Origin of the sequence: Leptospira koniambonensis (assembly GCF_004769555.1) — a bacterium.
GTDB classification, from domain to species: domain Bacteria; phylum Spirochaetota; class Leptospiria; order Leptospirales; family Leptospiraceae; genus Leptospira_B; species Leptospira_B koniambonensis.
In genome coordinates this window covers 1-18,579 of record NZ_RQFY01000012.1, presented here as the reverse complement: position 1 = coordinate 18,579, position 18,579 = coordinate 1, and the positions used below count along the sequence as shown (strand labels likewise).

16 protein-coding genes are annotated in these 18,579 nt (G+C 38.9%); 6 read left to right on the top strand and 10 right to left on the bottom strand.

The annotated features are described in order from the left end of the window. A complete protein-coding gene (locus EHQ52_RS17965) occupies positions 1–456 on the top strand; it encodes a DMT family transporter (RefSeq protein WP_135616631.1) in 456 nt (151 codons plus the stop codon). A 33-nt stretch (positions 457–489) separates the two neighbouring features. Here EHQ52_RS17965 and EHQ52_RS17960 read toward each other — a convergent pair whose 3' ends face one another. The 3 genes from EHQ52_RS17960 to EHQ52_RS17950 form a co-directional block, all read right to left on the bottom strand. Further along, positions 490–1,986 (bottom strand): ABC-F family ATP-binding cassette domain-containing protein, encoded by a 1,497-nt coding sequence (locus EHQ52_RS17960; protein ID WP_135616628.1) that lies wholly within the window; start codon positions 1,984–1,986, stop codon positions 490–492. A gap of 159 nt (positions 1,987–2,145) precedes the next feature. Beyond that, complete coding sequence (locus EHQ52_RS17955) at positions 2,146–2,553, bottom strand: GFA family protein (RefSeq protein ID WP_135616626.1); 408 nt, start codon at positions 2,551–2,553, stop codon at positions 2,146–2,148. A gap of 181 nt (positions 2,554–2,734) precedes the next feature. Further along, complete coding sequence (locus tag EHQ52_RS17950) at positions 2,735–3,406, bottom strand: TetR/AcrR family transcriptional regulator (RefSeq protein ID WP_135616624.1); 672 nt, start codon at positions 3,404–3,406, stop codon at positions 2,735–2,737. Positions 3,407–3,584: 178 nt separating this feature from the next. Here EHQ52_RS17950 and EHQ52_RS17945 point away from each other — a divergent pair, with 178 nt between their 5' ends. Together EHQ52_RS17945 and EHQ52_RS17940 are read left to right on the top strand one after the other, a co-directional pair. Further along, on the top strand, positions 3,585–4,472 hold the full coding sequence (locus EHQ52_RS17945) for an NmrA/HSCARG family protein (RefSeq protein ID WP_135616622.1): 888 nt from the start codon (positions 3,585–3,587) through the stop codon (positions 4,470–4,472). A 277-nt stretch (positions 4,473–4,749) separates the two neighbouring features. Then, positions 4,750–5,601 (top strand): metal-dependent hydrolase, encoded by an 852-nt coding sequence (locus EHQ52_RS17940; RefSeq protein ID WP_135616621.1) that lies wholly within the window; start codon positions 4,750–4,752, stop codon positions 5,599–5,601. A gap of 72 nt (positions 5,602–5,673) precedes the next feature. Here the strand turns inward: EHQ52_RS17940 and EHQ52_RS17935 are convergent, their stop codons facing one another. Next, a complete protein-coding gene (locus EHQ52_RS17935) occupies positions 5,674–6,438 on the bottom strand; it encodes a sterol desaturase family protein (protein ID WP_244244946.1) in 765 nt (254 codons plus the stop codon). Between the two features lie 61 nt (positions 6,439–6,499). Here EHQ52_RS17935 and EHQ52_RS17930 point away from each other — a divergent pair, with 61 nt between their 5' ends. Further along, positions 6,500–7,057: a hypothetical protein gene (locus EHQ52_RS17930; RefSeq protein WP_135616619.1), complete on the top strand. Its 558-nt coding sequence runs from the start codon at positions 6,500–6,502 to the stop codon at positions 7,055–7,057. 60 nt (positions 7,058–7,117) lie between these two features. Here EHQ52_RS17930 and EHQ52_RS17925 read toward each other — a convergent pair whose 3' ends face one another. The 5 genes from EHQ52_RS17925 to EHQ52_RS17905 all read right to left on the bottom strand — a co-directional run bounded on the left by EHQ52_RS17925 (position 7,118) and on the right by EHQ52_RS17905 (position 15,937). Continuing rightward, entirely contained in the window at positions 7,118–8,542 is a 1,425-nt protein-coding gene (locus tag EHQ52_RS17925; RefSeq protein WP_135616617.1) for an MATE family efflux transporter, read from the bottom strand. Positions 8,543–8,882: 340 nt separating this feature from the next. Beyond that, positions 8,883–11,876 (bottom strand): type I restriction endonuclease subunit R, encoded by a 2,994-nt coding sequence (locus EHQ52_RS17920; protein ID WP_135616615.1) that lies wholly within the window; start codon positions 11,874–11,876, stop codon positions 8,883–8,885. Positions 11,877–11,937: 61 nt separating this feature from the next. Then, entirely contained in the window at positions 11,938–12,726 is a 789-nt protein-coding gene (locus tag EHQ52_RS17915) for a hypothetical protein (RefSeq protein ID WP_135616613.1), read from the bottom strand. Between the two features lie 224 nt (positions 12,727–12,950). After that, on the bottom strand, positions 12,951–14,189 hold the full coding sequence (locus EHQ52_RS17910; protein ID WP_135616611.1) for a restriction endonuclease subunit S: 1,239 nt from the start codon (positions 14,187–14,189) through the stop codon (positions 12,951–12,953). Next, positions 14,186–15,937, bottom strand: coding sequence for a type I restriction-modification system subunit M (locus EHQ52_RS17905; protein WP_135616609.1), 1,752 nt, complete (start codon positions 15,935–15,937; stop codon positions 14,186–14,188). Before EHQ52_RS17905 ends, EHQ52_RS17910 begins: the two co-directional genes overlap by 4 nt. 225 nt (positions 15,938–16,162) lie before the next feature. Between EHQ52_RS17905 and EHQ52_RS17900 the strand changes: the two genes are divergently transcribed. Together EHQ52_RS17900 and EHQ52_RS17895 are read left to right on the top strand one after the other, a co-directional pair. Further along, the gene (locus EHQ52_RS17900) at positions 16,163–16,675 is read left to right on the top strand and encodes an ImmA/IrrE family metallo-endopeptidase (RefSeq protein ID WP_135616607.1); all 513 of its coding nucleotides are present in this window, start codon (positions 16,163–16,165) and stop codon (positions 16,673–16,675) included. Further along, positions 16,644–17,507, top strand: a complete 864-nt coding sequence (locus EHQ52_RS17895) for a hypothetical protein (protein WP_135616605.1) — start codon at positions 16,644–16,646, stop codon at positions 17,505–17,507. Before EHQ52_RS17900 ends, EHQ52_RS17895 begins: the two co-directional genes overlap by 32 nt. Positions 17,508–17,519: 12 nt before the next feature. Here EHQ52_RS17895 and EHQ52_RS17890 read toward each other — a convergent pair whose 3' ends face one another. After that, on the bottom strand, positions 17,520–18,365 hold the full coding sequence (locus EHQ52_RS17890; RefSeq protein WP_135616604.1) for a restriction endonuclease: 846 nt from the start codon (positions 18,363–18,365) through the stop codon (positions 17,520–17,522). Positions 18,366–18,579 lie beyond the last annotated feature (214 nt).

The window sequence follows — 18,579 nt, the reverse complement described above, 5'->3', positions numbered from 1 at the left end:
ATGAACCTATTATTACCTATAATCTTTGCACTTCTTTCAGGACTCGCTATGTCCATTCAGCCAGGTATCAACTCTATATTAGGAAAAAATATAGAAAGTCCTTGGCTCGCTTCTACGATTTCCTTTTTCGTAGGAACAATCGCATTAGGGATCATCACTTTCGCTTTAGGAGAAATGAAATCCACTTCTTTCATCCTACAAACAATCAAAGAACAACCTTGGTGGCTGTGGATTGGAGGGTTTTTAGGAGCGATCGTAGTCACTTCTTCTTTAGTTTTCGCCCCTAAATTAGGAGCCACAAGTTGGATCGCTTTATTTTTATTGGGTCAGGTAGTAACTTCCATCTTATTAGAAAAATGGGGAGTATTAGGATTCCCTGAAAAACCAATTTCAGCCCAAAAGATAATCGGATTAGGGTTACTGATCGTGAGTGCTTGGTTGGTTCGAAAGGGATAAGCACCCAAACAGATTATTAAGAAACATCTTTTCTTAATAATCTTCGTCCGACCAACCAACATCTTTGAGGAAGTCATCGTAAGAACCATCGAAAATTCTGATCGAGTCGTTATCAAAAACGATCAACTTAGTGGCTACAGCTCTAAGGTGCATTTCGTTGTGAGTTACCATGATAAGAGAACCTTCGAACTCATCGATTGCCTCAATCAAAGCGTCGCAAGATTGCATGTCCAAGTGGTTGGTAGGCTCATCCAAAAATAGAAGGTGGCATGGAGTTACCAAAATTTTTCCAAGCATCACCCTGCTCTTCTCACCACCCGAAAGTACCTTAATCTTTTTCAAAGACATATCATCGGAGAACATCAATCCACCAGCGATAGTTCTCGCAAGCCATTCAGTACAAGATTTATCCGCACTCATAATTTCTTCGGTGACGGTTGCGTTCTCATTCAGATTTAATTTATTTGTCTGACCGAAATAACCTTCTTTCAATGCAGGATGTTTTTGGATCTTTCCGGAACTTGTTTGGAGTTCCCCAGCAAGAAGTTTTAGAAGAGTAGACTTACCCTTACCGTTTTTACCGATGATACAAATTCTATCCCTCTTACCAACACTCAGAGAAAAATCGGAAATCAAAAAAGGCTCTTTCCCAGAATAAGAGAAAGAAATATTTTCAGCAGATAACATTTGGCTCGCTGCGAAAGGTGCGGAATTAAAATATAATTCCAAACTTTCGATCTCTTCTAACGCTTTCATCTCACCTTGCTTCTCCAGTTTTTTCACTCTGGATTGAGCACGGCTCGCAAAACTCGCCTTCGCTTTAAATCGAGCGATAAAGACTTCTTCTTGTTTTCTTTTTTTCGCCTCATTCAAACGAGTTCTTTCGTAAATTTCTTCAGCCTGATTGATCTGATTATAAAGCTTATCCGTATCACCTTGGACCTTGATCGCTTTTGTACGATGTATCGCCGCAGTATGAGTCACTACGCTGTCCATAAAACTTCTATCGTGAGTGACCAGAATGATCTCGCCTTCCCACTCACGTAAGAATTCCTCAAGCCAACGAATTGTAACGATATCAAGATAGTTATTCGGCTCATCTAACATAAGTAAGTCAGGACCGGATACCAGAAGTTTTGCCAAGTTCATTCGGATCTGATAACCACCCGAAAATTCCTCCGGACTTCTTTCCAGATCCGCTTCTGAAAAACCCAAGCCTGACAAAATTTTTTCAACCTGCCAGGTCTCGTATTCTTCACCTTCCGGAAGACCGAGCGCGCATTCTTCCAATACGGTAGGTTTAGTAAATTTCAAATGCTGTTGTAAATGTCCGATCTTATAACCCTTCGGAAAAGTGATAGTACCAGAATCCGGTTCCACATTCCCCAAAATCATCTGAAACAAAGTGGACTTACCGTGACCGTTTCGCCCGACAAGACCCAATTTTTCGCCCCGATTCAAACTCAGGTTCAGATCATCGAACAGCAGGTTAGAAGTATAAGATTTATGAAGGTTAGAAATTTTGATCATCTTTAAGTGCGCTCTTTATGAACCAAAGTTTTCCAAGGGTCCAAGATTTCACCTAAAATTGACTGTAGGAATTCCAACAGAAATAAGGATTGAGTAGCTCCCGCGAGTAGGAACTCCAACATTAAGAGCCTCCCTTATGATCCTCGCGGGCCGGGAAAATTACAAATGTCGGATCTCTGCAGGTTGGTTATGCCAATTATTATTCAAACCATCTGCATACCATACAGGAGCCTCGATTAATTCGCTTAGGTCTGCATTATCTAAAGTAGAAATAGCAACACTTATAAAGGCGCCGCCGATTTCTTCGATATATCCTTTTGAAAAAGTTCTGACTCCGCAATTTTTGCAAAAATGATGTTTGCTACTTTTTGTGTTAAATTCGTAAAAACTAAGACTATCTTCTCCGCTCAATAAACGAAAAGATTCAGGTTTAACTATGATGGACCAATTTCGTACCTTTCTGCAGAAGGAACAGTTACATCTTCCTGTGCCCGCACTCAAATCCAAATCCGCTTCGTAACGAACTGCACCACAATGACAACTTCCAGAATATTTTTTAAGGCTCATATATAACTCCTTTTCAGATCTCAAAAATGTATCAAAAATCTCGGATCCGTATATGGCTATTATTGCATATTAAATATGACAAAATCTGTCATATTTAGAGATCATGTTTAGAAAAAATATAAATTTCTTCAATTTGAATCAATGGGAACTTGTTCGTTTTGAATGAATTGGGGATTGAATATTAGATCGGTCTTTTACGGACCTTCTTCTTTTTTAGTCTGCCAGCTCCTTTTATAAACAAGGTCCAAGCCTTCTCAAAATATTTAGAACGTTTAGAATAAGAACTGAATCCTTTACTTCCCAAAAGAACTTCGCTTAAAGGATAACCAGTCATAACTTGAAGTAGCTGAGCAGTCAAAAATTGTGGATCTATCTGATTTAAGTCCTTAGATCTTTGTGCAGAAATTACAAGATCCAAAACTCTAAGAAAGGAAGGACTTTCTTCGCATTGTAAGTTAGATGCAATTTTAGGGATATGTTCAACTTCTGAAATAGTGATCCTGTAAAAGTCTATAATTTCATTTGATACGATTAATTCTAATAGTCTTCTGCAAGATTCCTTTAAAGTTTCCAAAGGATTTTCTTTCTTACATTCTATCCGAACGAGTAAGTTGAAAAATTTCTGTTTTTGGAATTCCATCACAGCTAAGAATAAATCTGCTTTGGATTCAAATCGCCTGTAAATTGTATGTTTGCCTGAGCCGCAGGCTAAAGCCACCTGCTCCATAGAAGTTGCAGTAAATCCTTGGGTCGTAAAAAGTCCTAAGGCAGTATCCAATATCTTATCGGATAAGCCGTCTGACACTTCCTTAGGTGGACGCCCTGTTCTGATCTGCCGGACCTTCTTCGCCATAAACTTTTTTTTGAAAATTCCGCTCGGATATGGTCATAAGATCTTGTTTCATTTTTCAGGGTCAAGAAATCTTCGAGGAAACTTATCAAAAGACTTATTTATAAATAATTTGACACAGAAAAATCGATTCCGGATTAATGGAACGATACCGTGCCGTTCTATATTGGAGAACATACAAATGAGTCAAAAAGATAAAATCATATTGGTGCTAGGGGCTACCGGGCAACAAGGAGGGGAAACAGCAAAGTATCTTCTTAAAAATCATTGGAAGGTTAGAGCTTTTACCCGAAGTCCTTCTTCCGAAAACTCTTTGAAACTGAAGGAGCTTGGAGCAGAAATTTTCCAAGGTGATATGGAAGACTCTTCTTCATTAGATTCAGCAATGCAGGGTGTATATGGAGTATTCAGTGTCCAACCACCAGAATGGGAACCGACTGAATCTACAGATACAAATGAAATTAATATAGGAATATCGGTCGCCGATTCAGCCAAGAAAGCGAATGTTTCACATTTCGTTTATTCTTCTGTAATTGGAGCAGAAAGACAATCCAGCTTTCGGACCCATAAATGGGAAGTGGAGAAACACATACAAGGCTTAGGAATACCTTTCACGATCTTAAGACCAACTGGATTTATGGAAAACTTGATACACTCACGTTCAGGTTTACCAGGTGGACTTTTATACGAGACAGTTTCTCCCGATAGTCGAATCCATATGATTTCTGTAGAAGATATAGGAACATTTGCAGGTTTATCTTTCGAGAGTCTGCAAAAATATTCTGGAAGGACGATTGATCTTGTAGGAGATAGCCTAACTCCATTACAAATTGTAGATATACTTTCTGTGTTTTTAGACAGAAGGATTGAATATATGAGGATCCCTCTTGAAACGGTTTATTCTCATAATAAAATTCTGGGACAACTGACCGAATGGATCAATCGAGAAGGTTATCCGAAAGTGGATCTGGATTCTCTTAGGAAGGAACATCCTGGTCTTCTCAACTTCTCCCAGTGGCTGGAAAAAACGGGAAAGGTAAAAATAGAAGAGGCTTCTATTAGATCTTAGGTCCGTATCCGAGCGCTGTTTGTTACTTTTCGGGCCGCCAATTCAATTTGGCCCATGGACTTTTTCCAGGATTGGGATTGACCTAATTCTGTAGCAACCGTTACAATGATTCAAAAGATAACTATTCCAGACTGAGGCCGGACAAACTCAAGGAATAGATAAAAAGCCCGGATCAATATATAATATCTTTTTTATATTCTCTAATGAGCGGTGAAAATCCAAAGGATGGAGAAAGAAAAATCGAAAATCCAAATCGATTTTATATTAGGAGAATATTATGGGCCAAGCGGCATCTACACGAGTCCAGCCGAAAATACGTAAACCGAAATTCCCTTTGGAAGATATCGCGAAAGAAAGAGGTTTCGGAAAAAATATCCCATTCTTTACGGCATTTCTTTCCAGCTTAAGCGTATTATTTCCAGAAGGAGAACGTTTCTTTATTCGCTCGGTCAAAGCTTTCAGCGATATTGTTGATCCTGCTTTAAGGAACGAGATCAAAGCATTCGCAGGTCAAGAAGCAGTCCATGGCAACGTTCATGATAAAATGAACGAAAGATTTGTAGAGATCGGTTTAGATTTCCGCAGTCACGAAAAAATGTTTTGTTGGTTGTTCTTCGATATATTAGAAAAAAATATTCTTAAACTATTTCCTGTTTGGGGAAAAAGACTCGCACTCTCTATCACCGCAGCCGCAGAACATTTCACTGCTACTCTAGGTAGATTTTTACTTTCTCTTCCTGAAAAACGTGTGGCCTGGATCGATCCAATCAGTTGGAAAGTGATCGAATGGCATGCGCTGGAAGAATTAGAACATAAAGCTGTGGCTTATGATGTGTATCGCGCTTCCGGTGGCGGGTATTTTACTCGTATACTTGGAATGACTATCGCAGTCCAGCTGCTTGGAATTTTAGCGATCGTGGGAACAATTAGAGCCTTATTCTATTTTGGTATTCCTAATCAAAGCCAAGTCGTTAGAGACATTCGATTCTTCTTTGGTGTTCCTGGTTTTGCCTGGGCAGTGATCTTCTATATTTTAGAATATTATATTCCTGGTTTTCATCCAAACAACCAAGACGATCACAAACTTCTGGAAAAGTTTGAGAAAGTTATGACTGCTCACGGATATTAAAAATATATTGAGGAGTTCTTGTTTGTCGGAACTCCTACAACGAAAATCTAAACTTTAGATCTCGCGAGTCAGCTATCCTTGGCTACGCGAGTTCTCCGAATAAAAAGTTCCGAAGATCCGATCCCAAATCGAAGTGTAAAATCCGAAATTATAATCTTCCTTCTGATGATGCCTTGCATGAAAAGTGCTGGTAGTAAACGTATTGAATAAACGAGAGCGAAGCCATCCTTCTGATAAAGGCTCTACTCCCAAATGGCCGATTGAGCCGAATATCACATTCACTCCGAGATAAATACTCATCCCTAGCCAAGAAAAATCATAAATACAAAGAACCAATAACCAAAGAGTTCCAAATCCAAGAGCTTCTAGAGGATTCAGAACAAATAGAGTCAGAGGGCGAGGTTTATCGTATCTATGATGAGTTTTATGAGCAAACTTATAAATAAATCGAATATGGGCTATCCTATGCAGCAAATACATGCCCGCATCCATGACGAGAAGAAGGATCAAAATATCGAGTAACGCGAAAATGTCTATATCGGTCCTAAATTGAATAGAACCCGTTCTCCAAAGCCATAGACCGAATAACGTAACAACAGTATTAAGGAGGATGGTAGAGGTCGCAAATAGGATCTCTTTAGCTTCGATTTTAAGAGGAACCGGAACGATACGGCGATGGGTATAACGTTTAGCTAACAGATCTCCGAAATATACGGAACAAGTGAATATCAGAAGATTTTCAACCAAGAACAATAAAGCAGCCCAAGTATAGGAAATTTCTTGTAAGAACAGAATTGCTTCGTTTCCAAAGTTATACATAAGTTTTATTAAATTCAAAAATCCACCTTGCATCAAATAGTCGATAATGTTAAGCTATGGCCTATTCTGGAAATTAAAAGTGAAACGCGCGTCTATTCTTTTTCCTATCTTACTTATATTCTTACAAGTCCAATGCGGAACTTACTTACTTTTCGATTCATACGAAAAACAAGTAAAAAGCGACGAGACAGATTTATCTCCCCTGCTCACATTATTAGGATCAAACGATCTACCTCCGTTAAACGTGGAGCCCATCAGTTGGATGAGCTTCCCAAGCGAACCGGTAATCTTTACAGCAGGGACTAGCGGAAGTTACTCGGTTTCAGGTACTCTTCCATACGGACCAGGTTGTAATGTAGTAAATATAAGCTTCCTTGGAAGTAAAGAAGGTGTAAATATTACAGTTTCAGATGGCTCAAGTAGTTTTTGGGACAGGATTGACATGGATGATTGTTTTCCCAACTACTCAGATAGTTTTAATATTAGCGGTTCAACTCCTGGAAAAGCTCGAGTAGTTTATAGAGTTATGAATAATGTATATGACGTATGGTTTCCTGGCATAAAACCAGGACAAATTATCGGTGTCATAAATGTAACCGTTTCGACAACTCAGACGGTGACTGTAACGGCAGATTAGCGAACAAGCCGGTCGCCGTTACAGTTTCACACACTACAAAGATATTAGAATCTTCAAAAATCAAACCTTCGAAGTTTTCCATCCACCTTTTCGGAATAACCAAAGAGTGAACAATCCCACAGAAGTTTCAGTGATCATACTTGCCCAAAATACTCCAGAGTATCCAAATGAAAGAACCTTCGCCAAAACATAAGCGAATGGAATTTGGAACATCCAAAAGAAGACCAGGTTGATTAATGTAGGAGTCATAGTATCTCCAGCACCATTAAATGCCTGAACACTAACCATCCACCAAGCATATACAAAGTATGAATAAGATACAATACCCAACCATTCAGAACCGATAGAGATCACTTTTGGATCATCAGTAAAAATGGACACAAGAGATTCTCTGAAAATAAAATAGCAGATGGAAACTCCGATCAGAAAGACCATATTCCATATTCCAACAATCCAAACGGATTTTTCAGCACGATCGGGTCTCCCAGCTCCTAAATTCTGACCAACTAAAGTTGCAACAGCATTCGACATTCCCCAAGAAGGCATCAGAGTAAACATCATAATCCTAAGAGCGATCGTTGCACCTGCTACTGCCTCACTTCCGAATTCGGAAATAATTCTCACAAGAAAGATCCAAGAAGTCATTCCTATAATAGTTTGTCCGATCCCGCCGATAGAAGTACGAACTATATCCGAAATGATTTCCCAGTGAATACTGATCTGAGAACGAAGCACCCTAATATGATTTCCACCTTTAAGAAGCAGATAAACCTGGAAAAGAACGCCTACTCCTCTTCCTATATTCGTAGCAATGGCAGCACCTTCAATACCCATGGCAGGGACTGGACCAAAGCCAAAGATAAAGATTGGATCCAAGATCATATTAAGACCATTAGAAATCCATAATACTCTCATTGCGATAGCTGCATCACCTGCGCCTCTAAAAACCGCATTGAGCCCAAACAAAAGTACGATTACTATATTTCCACCAAAGATCCATTGAGTGTAACGAGATCCATGCTCTACAACCCAAGGATCACCACCCATGAGTATAAGAAGATCTTTCGCAAACCAAACTCCGAAGACAGCAAATGGTAACGAAACAAGTATGGAAAGAAAAACAGATTGAACTGCTGCAATCCCAGCTTGTTCCTTGTCTCCTTCTCCGATCCTTCTTGCAATAATTGCGGTCACAGCAGTCGACATTCCGATCGCGAGAGAATAAAGAAGGAACAAATATGTTTCCGTAAGCCCAACCGCTGCAACTGCAGAAGGACCCAAAGCTCCCACAAAATAAATGTCAACGACCGCAAATGCAGACTCCATGACCAATTCCAAAACCATTGGAACAGAGAGTAAAAAAACTGCCTTACCAAGTGAAATTTGTGTATAATCCGCTTCCGAGCCAGCGAGCGCTTTTTTTAATTCCTTCCAAAGGGAAGTTTTTCCCGATTCTAACTTAGTGTCTTTTTGTATAGCTTCCATCCGCACACCTTTTGCGATCAAGATATGTTCGATCAGCTAAGAAAAGCAAGGCAGTTTATGGGGGAATTTTGAAGGCAAGAAGATTCTATATCGGTTTAAACAACCGTCGGTGTATAAAGATTTTCAAAAACAAAGAGCTGGACGTTCCCACACTCTCTCCCTATTTCTAAGCAAACTTTCTCTAATATGGTGTGGTCGGGCTACTACGGACTGCGCTTCGCTTCGGACTCCTCGCCTTCGGCTGCGGGGTCCGCTTCGCGTCCTACGTATCCCTAACGCGGGGGAATGTTCTAAGTAACTTTACCTTCGTTCTTAAAATGAGAGAAGAAGGGCATTCTTTCTAATCCGCTTTTTCGTTGAATCGAGCATATGTTCGTTCAGTAAATTGATCGATTAGATATTTAGTTATTTCAGGATTTTCAAGAATTTTCTCAAAAACGCCGTTGTTTCTATTGATGCGCTCCAATATTTTTTCCATAAAAATTTCTTTAAGCGCAAATTTATAATTCTCTATCGAATTATTCCGAGCTCGTAACCTAAGTTGCGCGTCCTGAATGCAATCCTCTTCGATTTGACTAAGATTAAACGAATCTGCCTCATTAAGCTCCATTCCATATCGTTCATTCAAAATTAGAATAATGTCCGATAGTTTGGCTTTTTCTTGTTTGTCCTTTTTGGTCGAAGGTTCTACTATTGGGTCTAAATAGGAAACTCCTTGAATTTCTAATACTAAATCTGCTTCGGCCACCTTTCTTAAGCGGTAGTATTCCAGAGCTATATCATCGTCAAGTTGGAGTCGTTCCGAATAATTTTGTTTCGGTAATTTAATAGAAAGGAATCTACCAAAAGTATACAGTTTTTCCAAGCCTATATCTTGAAATGGCATAATTTGAGAAAGGAAAGAATAAAGCTCGATAAAACTATTCAAGCTTTTCTTAAATTCATCTTGTTCCTCTTCTGTTCGACGGGCATAACGATCCACTCCTGGATCCACAAATGAATATAGTTTGCTCTGGGCTTTTGCTAAACTTACGCCCGGCTTATAAAAGACTTTTGCAAAGCTGTCCACTTCCATTTGATAATAAATACTCATTTTGTCCAATTTAGCCTTTAAATCGAATAATCGATTAGGATCTGTTGACTCTTGCATTGATGTTAATGTATAATAGGGCTGGAAAGACTTGAGGATTCCTTCCCTATCATTTGCAAAATCAAGAACAAATGTATCTTGCTTTCCCGGATAAATTCGATTCAAACGCGAAAGGGTCTGAACTGCTTTAACTCCTGAAAGTTTTTTATCCACATACATAGTATGGAGTAACGGTTGATCAAATCCCGTTTGATACTTGTCCGCGACAATTAGAAATTTGAATTGGTTGTTCTCAGCAAATTTCCGAGGGAGCTCTTGCTCCTTAAACTGATTTAGAGAAGCTTCGCTCACTTTTTCAGAAAGGGAATTATGGGCAAGCTCACCTGAAAAAGCGACAACCGGAATGATATCAGAATATCCTTTATCTTTCAGGTATTTCATAAAAGATAAGTAATATTCGTATGCATGCTGTCGAGAAGCCGTGACAACCATTGCCCTGGCACGACCGCCGATTTTTCCAATAACCACGGAACGAAAATGTTCCACAATCACTTCCGTTTTTTGCGAAAGATTATAAGGATGTAGTGAGGCAAATCGACCAATAGCGCGTAATGCCTTTTTTTTGTTAAGCTCCGGATCATCTGTAATCGATTTAGAAATTTTATAATATTCTTTGTATGAGGTATAGTTACGCAGAACATCCAGAATAAAATGTTCCTCAATCGCTTGTTTCATCGAATAAAGATGAAAAGGAATCGGCCTACCTTCTTCGTCTTTGGTTCCAAAGACCTCCAAGGTCTGTTGTTTTGGGGTCGCAGTGAAGGCAAAAATACTCAAATTTTTCTGTATTCCGCGTTTTCGAATAATCTCGCGGATTGAATCTTCTTCGTCTGGCTCTGAGTTTTCGACCTCTCCTTCTATTTCTTCTGCTTCCTGTAAGCTAACCGATTTTCCGGCTAAAAGCTCGACCATTTTACGGCTTGCCTCGCCTCCTTGACTACTATGAGCTTCGTCAATGATAACAGCATAATTCCGATCCGGAACTTCAGAGATATGATTTAAAGCGTAGGGAAACTTCTGCAGGGTCGTGATAATAATATTTGTCCCTGATTTAATCGCAGAGGCCAATTGTTTAGAGTCGTCATCGATTTTCTGGACCACTCCCTGTTTATGTTCAAATTGATATATAGTATCCTGCAACTGGAAATCTAAGACTCTTCTATCCGTTATGACAAGAACCGAATGAAAAATCCTTCGATCATCCGCATCGAATAAGCTACCTAGACGATAAGCCAACCAAGCAATCGAATTTGATTTTCCACTTCCAGCAGAATGTTGGATCAGATAATTCTTTCCTGGACCACTTTGCTCTGCATCGCCTGCAAGCCTACGGACTACATCTATTTGGTGGTAGCGGGGAAATAAAGTAGATTCCTTAAAAGTTTTCCTGCCGCCTATCACAACCTCTTCCTTTTTCATATGCAAGAAGGAGCCCAAAATTTCCATCCAACTATCAGGTCTTAGGAGATCCTCCCAAAAATAAGAAGTCTTATAACCATTCGGGTTGGGAGGATTTCCGCACCCTTTTTCATATCCACGATTGAACGGTAAAAATTCTGTATCTTTTCCAGAGAGTTTGGTCGTTAAATATATTTCGTCCGGATCGACGGCAAAATGTACGACACATCGTTTTTTATAAGCAAATAATAGTTCTCGCGGATCTCTATCCTCTCGGTATTGCCTTTTTGCATCTTCAACAGTTTGTCCTGTAAAAGGATTCTTTAGCTCTATCGTTGCCAATGGTAAGCCATTCAAAGATAATAACAGATCTATGCTATTTTGGTTTTTGCTGGAATAAAACAATTGGCGGGCAACTGAAAGTCGATTATTCCGATATGCCTTCCATGCATCCTGATTTAGCTGGCTGTCAGGTTTGAAGTAAGCCAATTGGAAACGGATCCCACTATCTACGATTCCGTGACGAATGACGTCAAGCATCCCCCGTAAATCAAGTTCTCGATAGAGTCTTTGGAAGAATTTATTTTCTGTATCTTCCTGGTAATACTTTGTTAGTTTATCCCACTCTTTCGGCTGAGAATCCTTTACGAAAGATAAAACATTGACTTTATCCAGGGCAAGTTCTCTGTCAAAAGTATTTGAAATCCCGAAAATCCAACCTGTTGATATAAGATGTTCAACGATAGATTCCTCAAACGTAGATTCCTTATGGATGGACGAACTCATGTTATGCTATACCAGCCTTCCATATAATTCGCATAGTCATTAGGATTGATTAAAAAATATTTCAATCATATTCTCCATTCTGAGATTCGGTAAGATTATCCAAAAACTTTTTATACGAATATTCTTTAAATATAGATATTAATTTATTTCTTTCTGGTTCGGAAAGATTGCTACGCAATTCATTTTCTTCTCCGGAATAAGCGTTCAGAATAAATTCGAAGCTTTCATTTTTCTCGAAATCTTCCAATGAGGGAAGCCTAGTAGGCAACTCTTCCTCAAGTATCTCACAACTATCCGGATCAAAGTATTTTACAGTGGGTTTCGTAAAAAGATCATAATTTTTACCTAGAAACGTATGCTTTCCATTAATAACGGATGGCCAACAAATTCCGAAAAATTCATTCGTACCTGATTTATAAATTTTTCCAATCTGCAGAGCACCGTCAACTTCCCGAACAGCAGAGTCCCTGCACATTTTCACAATCACCTCCATCGGTTCCATGCCAATCTTACCATCAAAACTGTCCGTATTCGTTCGGATTTCTTTTAGTTTAGCTAATGCAATCTCGGGTATATTAATCCCTGGTTCGGTTTCTTCCGGATCTCCTATAAAAGTAATTTTTCCTATCTTTCCCAATAATTCTTCGATGGAAATAAATGCTTTGATTCCTGGGTTATAATCCAAACGCCAGACTCTAAATTTACTATCCTTCCAACTCCAGCCTCCAAATAAAAATTTCGCTTCGGCTCCTATATTTTGATTATCTCCGGAGGGAAGATCAAAGATGGAATTTACCAACTCGGTAAAATTTTCAACGACTCGATGGAGAACATCGTGGATATCAAGCATCGAATCATTTAGTTTCCTGTCATGTTTGAGAGCAGAAATTAAATTTAGGATTAAAGGGTAAGCCCGATAAGTTTCTCCAGCAAAACAAATTAGGCAGTCCTTCCTAGGGAGCTCAAAGAGCTTCACACCGTGGTTCCATTTTTCGCCACCGGTCAATGTGCTATCTGTGCAGAATATGAGTTCCTCAGAATCACCGGTATCTCGAATCCACGCTGCACATAGAGTCATACCACTTTTACCTTCCCTGTTACAACCTCACTGATCAAAGCGTTTCGATATTCTTGGAGCAGTTCGATCTCGTGATTGATTGCCTCCGACACTCTTCGAATGCGCGCAGTTTCCTTTTGAATGAAGTCAGAAATCTTTTTTTGTTCAGACGGGCTTTGAGAAAATGCAACTGGAAAATTTTGAAACAGTGGTAAACGTAAGCTATCAACTGTTGATTTAGCATTCCATCTGTATAACTCCTTACTAAGGCAATTGCTAATGTAGTGAAACAAGAGACTCCCGTAAATCTCACTTATTTGAACAATTGCATAAACCCGCTGATGAAAATCAAATTTTCCATTGTGGTAATGAAATACTTTTCCAACTCCAACACCATCGCCAGCCGTTAAAATTGCTTCCCCATCAAAACTATACGTATTTATGTGTTCAACTGTTTGTGATCTAACAAAAAAGGGATATTCACCATTTTCAACTCGATCCTCTGTATTCTTAGATCCAGTATAAATTTTACTTAAATATCGTAACTTCTTTACTTCCCATCCTTCCGGAATCTCTCCCAGCCAGTCGATCCCACTATCCTTAAATTTTACATTCGGATCCAAACCCTTGGTGACAGCCTGATTGATGATTGCAGTCCGTTCTTCCTGCAGAAGCTCCATAAGGCGTTTCTTGCCTTCAATCAAGTTATCGATCTGAGATGTTTTTTGGTCTAGATAGTCAGCAATGATGGTTTGTTCGGAAAGGGGGGGAAGCGGATAATACATACGATGTATTTCACCTGGGTTCGCGCGTTGATGACTCTTTGTTGCGGATTGAACAGTCGAACAAATTTCTTCTTTCAAAAAATGAGATTTAAATAAGTGGAATGCGAATTTCAAATTAAATTTTAGCGGCTTTATTACTAAGAATTCTGTCGAACAAACCTGTAACGCATTCCTTTTTTTTGTTATTACAACAGTCTCTTTTCGGGGGTTTAGTTTTGAATAGAGCAACTCATCTCCAAATACTGTAAACTTATCGCTATCAATGCCTTTACCATCCTCATAATAAGCGTCATTCGTATTCTGAACAGAAGGGATACTGTAATGGTAAACGAAGAAATTATCCAACTGCCCTTTACTTATAACCTCTTTAGCAATATTAAAAAGTGATTGACCCTTTTGAACTTCCCATCCTTCAGGAATCTCCCCTATCCATTCTACTCCTGAATCCTTGTATTTCTCGTAACGTTTCATGTTTCGATAATACCTTCGATCATTCCCAAGGTTTCCTTTTCCAAGGCTAAAATATCCTGACGGATTTCTTCCAAACTTCGCAAAGGTTTGTACTGATAGAAATATTTCGTAAAATTGATCTCGTATCCGATTTTTGTTTTTTCAGAATCGATCCAAGCATCTGGAATATGAGGAATTACTTCTTTCACAAAATATTCTTCAATATCTTGAGTGAGGGGAATATTTTCAAAATCTCTAAGATCAGCATCCGGGACCGGATTTCCTTTCTTATCTAAGATTGGTTTTCCTTGATCGTCCAGTTTTGGTCTTTCGACGGTGATACGGTAGTATCCAAACTCTTCATTATTAAAAATTTTGCAATAAGGACCTTCTCTGAAGGATCCGTAAATTTTTGTAATGAATGAAATTGCATCCTCGTGAATCTCTTTCCGCTTGTTTCCGAGACTGCGAAGCATCTTACGATAGAAAGGATTGCCTTTATCCTCCATCTCCGCGCCTGTCGCATTTATCAGCTGCACTTTGCCTTGTCTTTTTTTGGATTTCCGATCTGTCACGACCCAAATATACGTTGAAATCCCCGTATTATAGAATAGTTGATCTGGTAATGCAACGATCGCCTCCAGCATATCATTCGAGATGATCCATTTTCGAATCTCGCTCGGTCCGCTTCCAGCTCCTCCGCTGAACAACGGAGAACCGTTGAAGACGATCCCAATCCGACTTCCGCCGTCCTTGCTTTCTTTCATCTTAGAAATCATATGCTGCAAAAAAAGAAAGGAACCGTCACTGATAGAAGGAAGGCCAGCGCCGAATCTTCCATCCCAACCAAGATTATTCTTTTCATTCTCGACGAAAGTTTTTGCTTTTTTCCAATCCACTCCGAATGGAGGATTACTTAGCATGTAATCGAATTTTTCTTTTGACAGCCCGTCTTGAGTAAATGAATTCCCGAACTTGATATTCGTAGGATTTTGTCCTTTGATCAGTAAATCCGATTTGCAAATCGCATAAGATTCCGCATTAAGTTCCTGACCGAATACCTCCAGTTTCGCATTCGGATTCAAATTTAGAATATATTCCTCAGCAACAGAAAGCATACCACCAGTTCCGCAGGCCGGGTCGTATAGAGTACGAACGATTCCCTCTTTAGTAAGGTTTTCCTGATCGTCCACAAACAAAATGTCTACCATCAACTGAATGACTTCCCGGGGAGTAAAATGTTCTCCTGCAGTTTCATTACTGAGTTCTGCAAATTTCCGGATCAGCTCCTCAAAAATGTATCCCATTTCTAAGGTAGTAACATTTTTAAATATTTTTCCAGCATCCGCAAATTCTTTTATTACCAGGTAGAGCAGATCATACTCATCTAACTTTTTGATCTGCTCTTTCAAACCGAAATACTCGATAATTTCCTGCCCTCCTTGAGAGAACTCTTTCAAATAATTTTTAAAATTCGCTGCAATACTTTTTGGCTCAGCGGCTAGTTTATTAAAATCGAATTTACTCCGATTATGAAACTTAAGTTTGGCTACATTGTTCAAAAGCTGTTCCACTACTTCCGGCTTTTTCGATTTATTAGCCTCATACGCTTCGATCACTTTCTGTTTAGTAGGCTCTAATACAAAATCCAATCGTCTAAGAACTGTTAACGGCAAAATTACTTTTCCGTAATCAGCTTGTTTATAATGGCCTCTTAATAAATCTGCAATTGACCAAAGGAAATTCGCCTTTTCTCGAAAATTATTCATTCTACTCCGAAATTATTTAATTTGATAATTATGATTCCCGAACGTACTGGTATTCGAAATAATTAAGTTACTTTATCGAATAGGACAAATTTCATTAACAGTTTAAAATATCCTTTACTAAGCGAATTTGTCAGTCACATTATGTCGCATTGAAATTTTCTGAAAAAGTTTAATATTTCGCGTGAATTTTATTGACGAAAGTACAGAAAGAAGTATAGTAAACATATGAATAGTTCATATTCAGCCGCAACGCCATCTATCTTAACGCAGAAACAAATATTCCTACTCGCTGAAAAAAAAGGACAAGAGTTAGGACTAGTTGCTGGGGGAGAAATCGAACCGATCATTAAAAATTTAGGCGGAAAAATACACTATGTTTCCGTGCAGAAATGGTTAGAAACCCAGGATGGCTCTATCTGCGTAAATGGACCTAATGATTTCTTCATTTTTCTATCAAATTTCTCGAGCCCGCTCCGGAACCGATTTACTTTAGCTCACGAATTAGGACATTATTTTCTCCACTCGGATGAAGGTAGAATTCGAATCCAAGCTGCTAGACGTGGATCTACAAAAACCGAATGGCAGGCAAATTGGTTTGCGGCAGCTTTTCTAATGCCACAGGAAGAATTTCTAAATACCTTAAAAAGATATAATAACGATTTGGACTTTGTAGCGGCTCATTTTTTGGTCTCAAGAAAGGCAGTTGATGTCAGATACGACTCCCTTCTTAGAACGTAAAATCGTATTATTTCTTTCCGCCGATATCGTCGGATCCACTGAGTATAAGAATAAATCAAAAACTCAGAATGCTTGGTTACGTTTTTTTACTACTTTCTACAAAGATTTTCCGACATCTTTTTTACGAAAATTAGAAGAAGTAAGAAGTCCCAATTCGTACAAGCCCGAAGTCTGGAAATCTCTGGGAGACGAAATTATCTTTAAGGCAGAAATCAAAAAACATGAAGAAGCTCAGGAGATTGTAAAAGCATTCGCCTCTACTGTTTTTGATTACTCAACATCAATCCGTGAAGAATCATTATCCTTAAAAGGGAGCGCATGGGTTGCAGGATTCCCCGTAATTAATGCAGAATTTGCAACTGAGACAAATTCGAAGAATGTAATGGATTTCATCGGCCCACAAATGGATATCGGCTTTCGAATTGGCAAATATGCAAGCGAACTCAAATTCATAATTTCAGTAGAACTATTAATTCTATTAGCTGAGACTTCATCGACATTTTTTAAGTTTCATTTAGAAGAGCCTCAGATTTTGAAAGGAGTACTTAATCAGAGGCCTTATCCAATTCTTTGGATTAAGAATGATAAAGCAAAAGAAAATAGACTAAACTCTTTAATGAAGCTTTACTTAAATCATTGCGAAACCTCAGACTTGAATGCCTATTGCAGGGAATTCTTGTTAAGCGCGGGTAAACCTTTTATGATTCCGTATTTAACTGAAGATCCGCATTTCCAAGTTTTGCCTGAATGGTACGAACAAGAATATGAGCAAAAAAAGCAGCTTTTTTATAATTTCGAAGATGATTTCGGAGAAGAAAGTCCCGAATCATAAAACTCCGCTATTTCACAATCCGAGAAACCATTCTTTTTCGATGGTAACGTCTTCGACTATTCTCTCTTTGACTAACACGCCCAAACGAAGTTCTTTTAGTTTTGTAACTAATTCTTGGCCATCAATTAAATCTAAAGGAATTGCCCCATCCCTTAGAGCCTCCCTTTTTGCTTCGGGAGTAAATCGACCCGTAGTAATGATTAGACCTTTATCCGCCCTGCCAGACATAGCTCCACGAAAATCACGGACCACTGAAGGATTAACGACGTCTTTGTATCTCTTACACTGAAAATAAACATGAAAAGAAAGTAGTCCTCCTAGACGGACTACTCCGCGACCATCAATGCCGCCATCACCAGAACGACCAGTAATCTCTACATTAACGAATCCAGATTCTCGTAATATCCGTTGGCAAAGCCTTTCAAAAGCGTCAGGTTTCATTTGTTTTAACAAACTCAGCAATTCTTCTTGCCATGGAATATTTTCTTCCGATTCTAATTCGTCGATCTCACTATTAGATTCAAAATCTTCTTTAATACGAAATTTTTCTCGAACTTTCTGTACTACAGCAAGACGATCGATCTTCTTGGTATCCCTTCCTGCTTGTGTAAGAGCCCATATACCCCTCGCCGTATTTTCAAGTAATCCATAGTTTTTCAGATAATTTCGCGCCCATGCAAGGCGATAATTGAAACGAGACCTAGATTGGTTTTCCATGAGCTCATTCAAATCGGCATCCGATAAATTAAGAAGTTTTGCAACCTCTTCTTCCAATTCATCGATGGAGGCAGATCCTCCTAGATTATGAAACGCCTGTAATGCTGGATTTAATAAATTATCGTAAGTAGGAATAGACACTTTAAAGCCTGTTATTTGACTAATTTTAACAAATCTTTATAAAGCCCAAACCATTTTCGTAAAAACAAAAAAGCCAGAGCTAATCACTCTGGCTTTTTCATAAACTTCAACAATAGAATATAACTGTGAATTGAGCTGTTTGCTGATCATCATTGTATGGATGTTCATGCAGAGCATCTTTATTAGAGATGCTCTATTGGCGTTGTTACCACCA